This window comes from Paenirhodobacter sp., assembly GCF_041916475.1.
Classification (GTDB): domain Bacteria; phylum Pseudomonadota; class Alphaproteobacteria; order Rhodobacterales; family Rhodobacteraceae; genus Rhodobacter.
This window is the reverse complement of sequence record NZ_JAYRZN010000029.1, coordinates 39,860-51,276: the sequence shown is the minus strand read 5'-3', so window position 1 is coordinate 51,276 and position 11,417 is coordinate 39,860. Positions and strand designations below refer to the sequence as shown.

Sequence of the window (11,417 nt, the reverse complement as noted above, 5' to 3'; positions counted from 1 at the left end):
AGGCAGCGTTGCGGCGCCCGGGCAGGCCTATGCGGCGGCCGCGTTCCGGGAGCGGGCCGGGTTTTGCGGCGCGCTGATGGCGGCGCTCGGGCGTGCGGGGCTCGGGCCCGACACGATCATGAAGGACTATGGCGCGCATCAGTTCGAGGTGACGATCGACCCGGAGGACGGGATCCGCATCGCCGATGCGGCGGTGCTCCTGCGCGAGCTGGTGCGGGCGACCGCGCGGCGCTGTGGCGAGCGGGCGAGCTTCACCCCGATCCTCGATCCCGCCGGGGTGGGCAATGGCGTGCATGTGCATCTCAGCCTCGTCGATGCCGCGGGCCGCACGGCGAGCTGGGACCCGGAGGGCCTGGGCGGCATGTCGGGGCCGATGGCGGCTTTCGTGGCCGGGATCCTGCGCCATGCGGGGGCGATCGTGGCGCTGACGGCGCCTTCGGTGATCTCTTACGACCGGCTCACGCCGCACCGCTGGAGCGCGGCGTTCAACAATCTCGGGCTGCGCGACCGCGAGGCCGCGGTGCGGATCTGCCCCGGCGTCACGCCCGGCGGGTTCAACGTGGAGTTCCGCGCGGCCGATGCGGCGGCCTCGCCCTATCTGGCGCTGGCGGCGCTGGTGCATGCGGGCGCGGCCGGGATCGAGGCCGGCTGGGCGGCGCCCGAGATCACCGAGGAGGACCTCACGCTTTCGTCCCCGGAGGCGCTGGCCGCGCGCGGCATCGCTGCGCTTCCGCGCAGCCTGCCCGAGGCGCTGGCGCTGTTCGAGGCCGATGCCACCGTGCGCGGCTGGTTCCCGCCGGGCTTTGCCGAAGTCTATCTGGCGCACAAGCGCGGCGAGATCGCCCATGTCGAAGCCCTCCCGCCCGAGAGCCGCTTCGCCGCCTATGCGGAGGTCTACTGACGGTTTGCGCGCGGGCGCGTTTCCTGATTTCGTGGCGGGCGAATGGCAGATCCCGGGGGAGAAGGGCATGCACAGCGGCGGAGAGGTTCTGGTCCGGAGCCTGGTGGGGCTTGGGGCGCGCAAGGCCTTCGGGGTGCCGGGGGAGAGCTATCTGGCGGTGCTCGATGCGCTGCACGATACCGCGGGGCGGCTGGATTTCGTGCTGTGCCGCAACGAGGGCGGGGCCGCCTTCATGGCCGCGGCCTGGGGCAAGCTGACCGGCACGCCGGGGATCTGCATGGTCACCCGCGGCCCCGGCGCGACCAATGCCTCGATCGGGGTGCATACGGCGATGCAGGACAGCGCGCCGATGATCCTGTTCGTGGGGCAGGTCGGCACCGGAATGAAGGGCCGCGAGGCGTTTCAGGAGGTGGACTACCGCGCCATGTTCGGCACGCTGGCGAAATGGGTGGTGGAGATCGACCGGGTGGAGCGGATCCCGGAGCTGATCGCCCGCGCCTGGACCGTGGCCCTGACGGGGCGCCCCGGGCCGGTGGTGGTGGCGCTGCCCGAGGATGTGCTGACGGCGCGGAGCGATGCCGCGCCGCTTGCCGCCGCCCCGCGCATCGCCGAAGCCGCGCCGGAGCCCGCCACGCTGCAAGAGGCGCTGGCGCTGCTCGAAGGGGCGGAGCGCCCGGCGCTCCTGATCGGCGGCTGCAACTGGAGCGCGGCGGGGCGCGCCGCGCTGCAGGCCTTTGCCGAAGCCTCCGACATTCCGGTGATCGCGGCGCTGCGCTGCCAGGACATGTTCGACAACCATTCGCCCTGCTACGGGGGCGATATGGGACTGGGCGTCACCGAAGGCATCCGCACCACGCTGCGCGACGCCGATGTGGTTCTCGCCATCAACACCCGCTTCGGCGAGACGACGACGGAGGGCTATACGCTTTTCGCCGTGCCCGAACCGCGGCAGAAGATCATCCATGTGCATGCCTCCGTGGCGGAGATCGGCAAGGTCTATGTGCCCGCGCTCGGCATTCCTGCCGGGCCGAATGCCTTTGCCGCCGCGCTGCGCCCGGTGCGCGGGGCCTGGGGCGCCTGGCGCACCCGTGCCCGGCGGGCCTGGGAGGAGAGCCTCACGCTGCCGCCGCAGCCCTCGCCGGTGGATATGGGGGAGGTGAGTGCGCATCTGCGCGCGGTGCTGCCCGCGGATGCGATCCTGACCAATGGCGCGGGCAATTTCACCGTCTGGCCCAACAAGTTCTTCGCCTTCGGGCCGCAGGCGCGGCTGCTCGCGCCGCAATCGTGGGCGATGGGCTACGGCCTGCCCGCAGCCATTGCGGCCAAGGTGGCGCATCCGGAGCGCACGGTGGTGTGCTTCGCGGGCGATGGGGACTTCCAGATGAACCTGCCCGAACTCGGCGCCGCGATGCAGGCGGGCGCGCAGCCGATCGTGCTGATCGTGAACAACGGCACCTATGGCACCATCCGCGCGCATCAGGAGCGCCACTACCCGGAGTGGGTCTCGGGTACGACACTGCAGAACCCGGATTTCGTGGCGCTCGCCCGGGCCTATGGCTTCCATGCCGAACGGGTGGAGACTACGGCGGGCTTCGCTCCGGCTTTCGCGCGGGCGCTGGCCTCGGGCACCGGCGCGGTGCTGGATCTGGCGGTTGCGGCGGAGGCGCTCACCCCGCGCCAGAGCCTCTCGGCGATGCGGGCGGCGGCGCTGGCGCGGCGGGGCTGAGGCGCGTGCGATTGTGCGCCAGGCTCTAGCCCATTAGTCGTATGCGCACGAATTCGTCTATTGCTGCGGCCATGGGCAACAGTAGATTCAGGGCTCCGGGGGCGACTCGTTCCCGGGATGAACCTGCAACGCCGGGTGCCTGCGCCCCGGATATCGACTAGGGAGAGAGACATGGCCTGGATTTCGCCGAAATACTTCGACACGCCGGTTGGCATGGAAATCAACATGTACGCCTGCGCGGAAGAAAAATGACTGCTGACCGGCCGTCGGACAGCTGGAACGGCACTGCGGCTTTGCATGTGCTGCTTCTGGGCGCGGCGGCCGGGGGCGGCTTTCCGCAATGGAACTGTGGCTGCGCGGGATGCCGGGCGGCGCGGCGGGGCGATGCTCCGCGCTCCGGTCAGGTGTCCCTCGCGCTCAGTGCCGATGGCGAGAACTGGGTGCTGGTCAATGCCTCGCCCGATATCCTCTCGCAGATCGCCGACACGCCCGAGCTGCATCCGCGCGGCCTGCGCGAAACGCCGCTCCGGGGCGTGATCCTCACCAATGGCGAGATCGATGCGGTGGCGGGGCTGCTGTCGCTGCGCGAGGGCGCGGCCTTCGAGCTCTGGGCCACCGATGCGGTGCACGGAACGCTGGCCACGAACAGCATCTTCAACGTGCTGAAGCCCGAGCGGGTGCCGCGGCGGGTTCTGGTGCCCGAAGAGGTCTTCGTGCCGCGGCTGCCCGATGGCCGCGAGATCGGCCTGACGATCCGCCCCTTCGCCGTGCCGGGCAAGCCTGCCTGGTATGTGGAGGAGGTGAAGGCCGCAGAGGAGGGCGATACGCTCGCGCTGGAGATCGAGGCGGGCGGGCGGCGCGCCTATGTATTCACCGCCTGCGCCGAGATCACCGAGGCGATCCGCGCCCGCATCCGCGGCGCGGATCTCGTGTTTTTCGACGGCACTTTGTGGCGCGACGACGAGATGATCCGCGCGGGCCTCGCGCAAAAGACGGGCGCCAGCATGGGCCATGTCTCGGTCTCGGGGCCGGAAGGCGCGATCGCACGGCTGGAGGGCTTCGGCATCGGCCAGAAGGTCTTCGTCCATATCAACAATTCCAATCCGATCCTGCTGCCCGACAGCCCTGAGCGGCGCGAAGCCGAGGCGGCGGGCTGGGAGATCGGCCAGAAGGGAGCGCGGTACACGCTATGTACGACCTCACCCTCGATCCCGCACCGCGGGAACTGAACAGCGCGGAAGACCTGGAGCGCCGCCTGCGCGAGATCGGCGCGGAGCGCTACCACGACAAGCACCCGTTTCATCACCTGCTGCACGGTGGCGCGCTGAACAAGGGGCAGGTCGCGGCCTGGGCGCTCAACCGCTACTATTACCAGAGCTCGATCCCGATCAAGGATGCGGTGGTGCTGTCGCGGTTCCGCGACCATGCGGTGCGGCTCGAATGGCGCAACCGGATCGAGGACCATGACGGCAATACCCATGGCGAGGAGGGCGGCATCGAGCGCTGGCTGGTGCTGACCGATGCGCTCGGCCTTGGGCGCGATTATGTGACCTCCACCCGCGGCATCCTGCCCGCCACGCGCTTCGCCGTGGACGCCTATATCAATTTCGTGCGCGAGAAGACGCCGCTGGAGGCCGTGGCCTCGGCGCTGACGGAAATGTTCGCGCCGCAGATCCACCGCGAGCGGATCGCCGGGATGCTGGAGCATTACGATTTCGTCAATCCCGGGGTGATGGCCTATTTCACCCGCCGGGTGAGCCAGGCCACCAAGGATGCCGATTGGGCGCTGGATTATGTGAAGACCCATGCCACCACGCCCGAGACCCGGCAGCGGGTCGTGGAGGCGCTGATCTTCAAGACCAACGTGCTCTGGGTGCAGCTGGATGCGCTCCATCATGCCTATGTCGGCGGCATGATCCCGCCCGGCGCCTTCCGCCCCGAGGACCTGCCATGACCGAACGGGTGATCCTGGGCGAGGCCAGCGTCGCGCGGCTGAAGCGGGCATCGCGGCTGCGCTATGACAAAGCGCGCGAGATCCACACGCTGCTCGCGCCGGAGCGGGTGGTGGTGCTGAACGAGACCTCGGTGATGATCCTCGAGGCGCTCGATGGCCGCGCCCTCGGCGCGATCATCGACGATTTCGCCGCGCGCTTCGCCGCCCCGCGCGAGACGATCGCGCAGGATGTCACCGCCATGCTGCAGGATTTCACCGACAAGGGCTATCTGGAGGTCGTCTGATGGCCGAAGCGAAAAGCCAGTTCGCGCTTCTGGGCGGGGCGGCGCAGGGCCGGCCCTATGGCCTGCCGCTGGCGGTGCTGGCGGAGCTCACGCATCGCTGCCCACTGCAATGCCCCTATTGCTCCAACCCGATCGACCTCGAGCGCGCCTCGCGCGAGATGACGACGGCGGAATGGTGCCGGGCGATGGACCAGATGGCGGATCTGGGCGTGCTGCAAATCCATTTTTCCGGCGGCGAGCCCTGTATCCGCAAGGATCTGGAGGAGCTGGTCGCCCATGCCACGAAGGTCGGCCTCTATGCCAATCTGATCACCTCGGGCGTGATGATGACGCGCGAGCGGATGCTGCGGCTCGCGGATCTCGGGCTCGCGCATGTGCAGGTCTCGGTGCAGGGCGCGCGGGCCGGGACATCGGACCGGATCGGGAATTTCCGCGATGGCCTGCCGAAGAAGCTGGCCTGCGCAGGCTGGGTAAAGGAGGCGGGCCTCGCGCTCACCATCAATGCGGTGATGCACCGCCAGAACCTCGATGAGCTGCCGGAGATCCTCGATCTGGCGGTGGAAATGCGCGCCGAGCGGATCGAGGTCGCGAATGTGCAATATTACGGCTGGGCGCTGAAAAACCGGCAGGCGCTGATGCCGACGCAGGCGCAGCTGCGCCAGACCACGGCCTTCGTCGAGGCGGCGCGGGAGCGGCTGAAGGGGATCATCTCCATCGATTATGTGATCCCGGATTATTATGCGCAGCGGCCGAAGCAATGCATGGGCGGCTGGGGGCGGCAGTTCTTCAACATCTCGCCCTCGGGCCATGTGCTGCCCTGCCATGCGGCCGAGACCATCACCCATCTGCGCTTCGACAGCCTGCGCGAACAGACGCTGGAGTGGATCTGGCACAATTCCGAGGCGATGAACTGCTATCGCGGCACGGATTGGATGCCCGAGCCCTGCCGCTCCTGCGAATTCAAGGAGGTCGATTTCGGCGGCTGCCGGTGCCAGGCCTTCGCGCTGGCGCAGGATGCCTCGGCGACGGATCCGGCCTGCGCGAAATCGCCCCATCACAGGGCGATCTTCGATCTGGCGCAGGCGGAATCCGCGGCCGGAACCGATGCGCTGATCTACCGCAATTTCTCGGCCGAGGCGCGCGAGAAGGCGCATGCTCCGGTGCCGCGCGAGGATGGCTAGCGGATCAGGATCGCGCGGAAATCGTTGACATTGGTGCCGGTCGGGCCGGGTTCGAACAGGTCGCCTATGGCGGAGAAGGCGGTCCAGGCATCGTTCGTGGCCAGCAGCCGGTGCGGGTCCTGGCCCGCGGCCAGAAGGCGCTCGAAGCTGGTGCCATCGGCGAAGGCGCCCGCATTGCTCTCGCTGCCGTCGATCCCGTCGGTATCGGCGGCCAGCGCGTGGATGCCGCTGGCCCCGGCGATCCGATTGGCGAAAGAGAGCAGGAATTCGCTGTTGCGCCCGCCCTTGCCCTTGCCGCGCAGGGTCACGGTGGTTTCGCCGCCCGAAAGCAGCACCACCGGGCGCGGGAAGGGCCGGTCGTGCCGCGCGATTTCAAGCGCGAGCGCGGCATGGAAGGCGCCTGCCTCCGCGGCCTCTCCTTCAAGCGCATCGCTCAGGATTGCGGCCGGAATGCCGCGCGCCTCGGCCAGCGCCGCCGCCGCCTCCAGCGATTGCCGCGCAGAGGCGATCAGATGCACGCTGTTACGGGCGAAGCGCGGGTCACCGGGGTGCGGCGCGCCATCGCTCTGCGCAATATGGGCGCGGATCGGCTCAGGCAGGGCGATGCGGTAGCGCTCCGCCAGCGCGAGCGCCATCTCCGGCGTGGCCGGATCCGGGATCGTGGGGCCGGAGGCCACCAGCGCCGGATCATCCCCCGGGATATCGGAGACGACCAGTGTCACCACCCGCGCGGGCCATGCGGCGGCGGCCAGCCGCCCTCCCTTGATCGTGGAGAACTGCTTGCGGATCGCGTTCATCGCCGAGATCGGCGCACCGGAGGCGAGCAGGAGCCGGTTCAGCGCCGCTTCCTCCTCCAGCCCGAAGCCCTCGGGCGCGCCCGGCAGCAGCGCCGATCCGCCACCGCAAACGAGCGCGATCACCAGATCATCGGCGCTGAGCCCCGAGACCAGCTCCCGCATCCGCGCCGTGGCCCGCAGCCCGGCCGCATCCGGCACCGGATGCGCGGCCTCCAGCACCTCGATCCGTTCGCAGCGCGCGCCATAGCCATAGCGGGTCACCACCGCGCCCTGCAGCGGATGCGGCCAGTGTGCCTCCAGCGCACGGGCAAGCTGCGCCGCGCCCTTGCCCGCGCCAATCACCACGGTACGCCCGCGCGGCGGCGCCGGCAGGAACCGCGGGATGATCTGTTCGGGCTGGGCTGCGGCCACCGCGGCCGCGAACAGCGCAGTCAGGAAAATATGCGGGTTCATGCTGGCCTCCGGTGCAGGGAGATTCAGGATTGGCAGGGATCGCGGCAGAGATCCACCCCCGGATGCGCGCCGCCTGTTGCGCCCGGATCCCGCTGCGCCCTCGGGTTTCTGCCGCCGGAGCAGCCGGAACGCTGGATCCCGCGCGCGCCGGGGGCTAACGCTGCGCGGCGGATCTGCGCTCTGGGGGGCTTTGTGCAAACGGAACTTCTGGTCATCGGGGCGGTGCTGGCGGCGGCCTTCCTGCGCGGGCTGACCGGCTTCGGCTTTGCGTTGGCCGCGGTGCCGCCGGTCGAGGCGGTGACCATCGCCGTGCTGTTGCAGCTGGCCGTCGGGTTGCGAGACGTGATGGCGCTGCGCGGCAGCTATGACCGGGGCGCGGTGCTCCGGCTGGGGGCAGGGGCGCTTCTGGGGACGCCATTCGGCGTGGCGCTGATGGCCGCGCCGGGGCTTGCGGTCTCGGGGGGCATCGGCTGGCATGGCCTGCTGCTCGCGGCCAGCGCCCTTCCTGCGCTCATGCTGGGCAGCTGGGCGGGTGCGCAGCTGTTTCGCCGGATGCGCTCCGGGCAGTACCGGGCGATGGCGCTGGCGGTGCTCGCGGTTTTCGCCGTGCTGACCGGCCTGCGCGGGCTCGTCGGCTGAGCCCGGGCCGATACTGGCGCCGAGGGCCGCTTCGCGCTAAGCATTGTCGGGAAGGGGGCGGCGCCCGGATGCCGTGCGTACGCCCCCCCGGAGGCAGGTTCAGGAGCAGGCGCATGACCGTTGACACCCCCCGATCCGCCGTGCAGGCCGCTCCGGCGAACGATCTGCGCAACCCGGGCATCGCGCTCGATACCGCGATGTTCGAGGGCCATCAGGTGAACCGGCGTGCAACCGAGCGCTGCGCCGCGGCCCTCGTGGCGCGCCGCGGGGTGAAGAAGGATCATCAGGCCGCCTGGCTGGTGAATGCGATCCGCTGCATCGACCTGACCACGCTCGCCGGAGACGATAACGCGGCCCGGGTGCACCGGCTCTGCGCCAAGGCGCGGCGCCCGCTTGCGGAGCATATCGTCGAGGGGCTGGGGATCGGGGATCTGCGCCTGACCACCGGCGCCGTCTGCGTCTATCCGACGATGGTGCCGCATGCGGTGGCGGCGCTGGCGGGCTCGGGCGTCCCGGTGGCTTCGGTCGCGACGGGGTTTCCGGCCGGGCTGATGCCGCTGCGGCTGCGGCTGGAGGAAATCCGCTATGCCGTGGCCGAGGGCGCAGACGAGATCGACATCGTCATCACCCGCGAGCATGTGCTCACCGGGAACTGGCAGGCGCTGCATGATGAGGTGGCGCAGATGCGCGCGGCCTGCGGCGCAGCGCATCTGAAGGCGATCCTCGCCACGGGCGATCTGCAGACGTTCGGCAATGTCTATGCCGCCTCCATGGTGGCGATGCAGGCGGGGGCGGATTTCATCAAGACCTCCACCGGCAAGGAAGGGGTGAACGCGACCCTGCCGGTGAGCCTGGTGATGGTGCGGGCGCTGCGCGATTACGGCGCGGCCACCGGCCACCGGGTGGGCTTCAAGCCTGCGGGCGGCATGCGCTCCGCCAAGGACGCGCTGAACTGGCAGGTGCTGATGAAGGAGGAGCTGGGCCGGGACTGGCTCTCGCCCGCGCTGTTCCGCCTCGGCGCGTCGTCCATGCTGGGCGATATCGAACGCCAGCTCGAACATCATGTGACCGGCCGCTATGCCGCCGCGTCGCGCCTGTCCATCGCCTGAGGAAGCACCATGACCCGCATCACCGAGATCCTGAGCAGCATGGACTACGGCTCCGCCCCCGAAGATACCGGCATCGCGCGCGACTGGCTTGCGCGGCATGCGGGCGGCTTCGGCCATTTCATCAAGGGCCGCTTCACAGCCCCGGCCGATACCTTCCCGGTCAGCAACCCGGCCACGGGCGAAATCCTCGCGCATGTGTCGCAGGGCGGGGCGGAGGATGTAGAGGCGGCCGTGCGCGCGGCACGCGCCGCGCAGCCGAAATGGGCGGCGCTGCCGGGCCATGACCGGGCGCGGCACCTCTATGCGCTGGCGCGGCACCTGCAGCAGCATGCGCGCCTGCTCGCCGTGCTGGAGACGCTGAACAACGGCAAGCCGCTGCGCGAGAGCCGCGATGTGGACCTGCCGCTGGTGATCCGGCATGTCTATCATCATGCGGGCTGGGCCGAAGTGGCGGCGGAGGCCTTCCCGGGGGCGGTGCCCGCCGGGGTCTGCGGCCAGGTGATCCCGTGGAACTTCCCGCTGCTGATGCTGGCCTGGAAGGTGGCGCCGGCGCTGGCTGCGGGCAATACCGTGGTGCTGAAGCCTGCGGAATACACCCCGCTGACGGCGCTGGCCTTCGCCGAGATCGCGCGCGAGGCCGGGCTGCCGAAGGGCGTGCTGAACATCGTGACCGGCGACGGGAATACGGGCGCGGCGCTCACCGGCCATCCAGGGATCGACAAGGTGGCCTTCACCGGCTCGACCGAGGTCGGCCGCGCGATCCGGCGGCAGACGGCGGGCTCGGGCAAGGGGCTGACGCTGGAGCTGGGTGGCAAGTCTCCCTTCATCGTCTTTGCCGATGCCGATCTGGATGCCGCGGTGGAGGGCGTGGTCGACTCGATCTGGTTCAATCAGGGCGAGGTCTGCTGCGCGGGCGCGCGGATCCTAGTGGCGGAGGCGGTGGCCGCGCCCTTCGAGGCGGCGCTGCGGCGGCGGATGGCGCGGCTGACGGTGGGCGACCCGCTGGAGAAATCCACCGATATCGGCGCGATCGTGCATCCGGTGCAGCTGGAGCGGATCCGGGCGCTGGTCGCGCGCGGCGTGGCCGAGGGGGCGGTGCTGCATCAGGGCGCGGCGCCCGCGGGCTGCTTCTATCCGCCGACGCTGGCGACCGGGGTTGAGCCCGCCTCAGGCCTGTTCACCGAGGAGGTCTTCGGCCCGGTGGCGACGCTCACGCCCTTCCGCACGCCCGCCGAGGCGGTGGAGCTTGCGAACAACACCCGCTACGGGCTCGCCGCGGCGATCTGGACGGAGAATGTGAGCCTCGCGCTGGATATCGCCACGCAGGTGCGGGCCGGGGTCGTCTGGGTGAATTCGGCCAATGTCTTCGATGCGGCGGCGCCCTTCGGCGGCCTGCGCGAGAGCGGCTTTGGCCGCGAGGGCGGGCAGGAGGGGATGGCGGGCTACCTGGGCCTGGCGGCCCCGCGCGCCCGGCGCCCGGAGGCCGTGCCGCCCGCGCCCGATGCGCTGCCGGTGGAGGGCCTGCCCGAGGTGGGCATCGACCGTACGGCGAAGCTCTATATCGGCGGCAAGCAGGCCCGCCCGGACGGCGGCTATTCCTATGCCGTGGCCGGGGCGAACGGGCCGGTGGGCCTTGCCGCCCTCGGCAGCCGCAAGGACATCCGCAACGCGGTGGAGGCCGCGCAGAAGGCCGCGGCCTGGGCCGGGCAGACGGGCCATGCGCGGGCGCAGGTGCTGTATTACATCGCCGAGAACCTCTCGGCCCGGGCCGGGGAGTTCACGGAGCGGCTGCGCGGCTTTGGCGCCGGGGCGGGGGCCGCGCGCGCCGAGGTGGAGGCCGCGATCCGGCGGATCTTCTGGTATGCGGCGCAGGCCGACAAGATCTCGGGCCGGGTGCCGCAGACGATATCCGGGCATCTGACGCTGGCGCTGCGCGAGCCGCTGGGGGTGGTGGGGGTGGCCTGCCCGCTGGCCGCGCCGCTTCTGGGCTTCGTTTCGGCGGTGCTTCCGCTGATTGCGGCCGGGAATCGGGTGGTGGCGCTGCCCTCGCAGCTGCATCCGCTGGCGGCGACGGATCTGTATCAGGTGTTCGACACCTCGGACCTGCCCGGCGGCGTCGTCAATATCGTCACCGGCGCGCGCGACGCGCTGGCCCGCACGCTGGCCGAGCACGACGATGTGGACGCGATGTGGTATTTCGGCGCCGCAGAGGGCATCCGCATGGTCGAGGAGGCTTCGGCGGGGAACCTGAAGCAGACCTGGGCCGAGGATGGCGCGGCGCGCGACTGGGCCGGGCCGCAGGGGCAGGGCGCGGCCTTCCTGGAGCGCGCGACCCAGGTCAAGACCGTCTGGCTGCCCTTCGGCGCCTGAGGG

The 11,417-nt window shown here is 70.4% G+C and carries 11 protein-coding genes; 10 read left to right on the top strand and 1 reads right to left on the bottom strand.

The window, feature by feature from the left end; all coding sequences use genetic code 11:
* The 7 genes from ACOMG5_RS12800 to pqqE form a co-directional block, all read left to right on the top strand.
* On the top strand, positions 1–901 hold a 901-nt coding region (locus tag ACOMG5_RS12800), incomplete at its 5' end, for a glutamine synthetase (protein ID WP_420344196.1).
* 67 nt (positions 902–968) lie between these two features.
* Positions 969–2,627 (top strand): thiamine pyrophosphate-dependent enzyme, encoded by a 1,659-nt coding sequence (locus tag ACOMG5_RS12795; protein ID WP_420344195.1) that lies wholly within the window; start codon positions 969–971, stop codon positions 2,625–2,627.
* A gap of 117 nt (positions 2,628–2,744) precedes the next feature.
* Positions 2,745–2,879: a pyrroloquinoline quinone precursor peptide PqqA gene (pqqA, locus tag ACOMG5_RS12790; protein WP_420344194.1), complete on the top strand. Its 135-nt coding sequence runs from the start codon at positions 2,745–2,747 to the stop codon at positions 2,877–2,879.
* Positions 2,876–3,856: a pyrroloquinoline quinone biosynthesis protein PqqB gene (gene pqqB, locus ACOMG5_RS12785; protein WP_420344193.1), complete on the top strand. Its 981-nt coding sequence runs from the start codon at positions 2,876–2,878 to the stop codon at positions 3,854–3,856. Before pqqA ends, pqqB begins: the two co-directional genes overlap by 4 nt.
* Positions 3,817–4,581: a pyrroloquinoline-quinone synthase PqqC gene (pqqC, locus tag ACOMG5_RS12780; RefSeq protein ID WP_420344192.1), complete on the top strand. Its 765-nt coding sequence runs from the start codon at positions 3,817–3,819 to the stop codon at positions 4,579–4,581. Before pqqB ends, pqqC begins: the two co-directional genes overlap by 40 nt.
* Positions 4,578–4,865: a pyrroloquinoline quinone biosynthesis peptide chaperone PqqD gene (pqqD, locus tag ACOMG5_RS12775; protein ID WP_420344191.1), complete on the top strand. Its 288-nt coding sequence runs from the start codon at positions 4,578–4,580 to the stop codon at positions 4,863–4,865. Before pqqC ends, pqqD begins: the two co-directional genes overlap by 4 nt.
* Positions 4,865–6,046, top strand: coding sequence for a pyrroloquinoline quinone biosynthesis protein PqqE (pqqE, locus tag ACOMG5_RS12770; RefSeq protein ID WP_420344190.1), 1,182 nt, complete (start codon positions 4,865–4,867; stop codon positions 6,044–6,046). Before pqqD ends, pqqE begins: the two co-directional genes overlap by 1 nt.
* On the opposite strand, the gene ACOMG5_RS12765 is transcribed toward pqqE, so the two are convergent.
* A complete protein-coding gene (locus ACOMG5_RS12765) occupies positions 6,043–7,296 on the bottom strand; it encodes a glycerate kinase type-2 family protein (RefSeq protein WP_420344189.1) in 1,254 nt (417 codons plus the stop codon). The two genes, pqqE and ACOMG5_RS12765, sit on opposite strands and share 4 nt — an antisense overlap.
* Before the next feature lie 192 nt (positions 7,297–7,488).
* Here ACOMG5_RS12765 and ACOMG5_RS12760 point away from each other — a divergent pair, with 192 nt between their 5' ends.
* The 3 genes from ACOMG5_RS12760 to ACOMG5_RS12750 all read left to right on the top strand — a co-directional run bounded on the left by ACOMG5_RS12760 (position 7,489) and on the right by ACOMG5_RS12750 (position 11,414).
* Positions 7,489–7,935 (top strand): hypothetical protein, encoded by a 447-nt coding sequence (locus ACOMG5_RS12760; RefSeq protein ID WP_420344188.1) that lies wholly within the window; start codon positions 7,489–7,491, stop codon positions 7,933–7,935.
* A 113-nt stretch (positions 7,936–8,048) separates the two neighbouring features.
* Positions 8,049–9,044, top strand: coding sequence for a deoxyribose-phosphate aldolase (deoC, locus tag ACOMG5_RS12755; RefSeq protein ID WP_420344187.1), 996 nt, complete (start codon positions 8,049–8,051; stop codon positions 9,042–9,044).
* Positions 9,045–9,053: 9 nt separating this feature from the next.
* Complete coding sequence (locus ACOMG5_RS12750) at positions 9,054–11,414, top strand: aldehyde dehydrogenase family protein (protein ID WP_420344186.1); 2,361 nt, start codon at positions 9,054–9,056, stop codon at positions 11,412–11,414.
* Positions 11,415–11,417 lie beyond the last annotated feature (3 nt).

Coding starts and splice junctions, on each gene's coding strand:
- ACOMG5_RS12765 (WP_420344189.1), bottom strand. CDS start 7,296: ATGAACCCGCATATTTTCCTGACTGCGCTGTTCGCGGCCGCGGTGGCC.
- pqqA (WP_420344194.1), top strand. CDS start 2,745: ATGAACCTGCAACGCCGGGTGCCTGCGCCCCGGATATCGACTAGGGAG.
- ACOMG5_RS12750 (WP_420344186.1), top strand. CDS start 9,054: ATGACCCGCATCACCGAGATCCTGAGCAGCATGGACTACGGCTCCGCC.
- pqqB (WP_420344193.1), top strand. CDS start 2,876: ATGACTGCTGACCGGCCGTCGGACAGCTGGAACGGCACTGCGGCTTTG.
- pqqC (WP_420344192.1), top strand. CDS start 3,817: ATGTACGACCTCACCCTCGATCCCGCACCGCGGGAACTGAACAGCGCG.
- ACOMG5_RS12795 (WP_420344195.1), top strand. CDS start 969: ATGCACAGCGGCGGAGAGGTTCTGGTCCGGAGCCTGGTGGGGCTTGGG.
- pqqD (WP_420344191.1), top strand. CDS start 4,578: ATGACCGAACGGGTGATCCTGGGCGAGGCCAGCGTCGCGCGGCTGAAG.
- pqqE (WP_420344190.1), top strand. CDS start 4,865: ATGGCCGAAGCGAAAAGCCAGTTCGCGCTTCTGGGCGGGGCGGCGCAG.
- deoC (WP_420344187.1), top strand. CDS start 8,049: ATGACCGTTGACACCCCCCGATCCGCCGTGCAGGCCGCTCCGGCGAAC.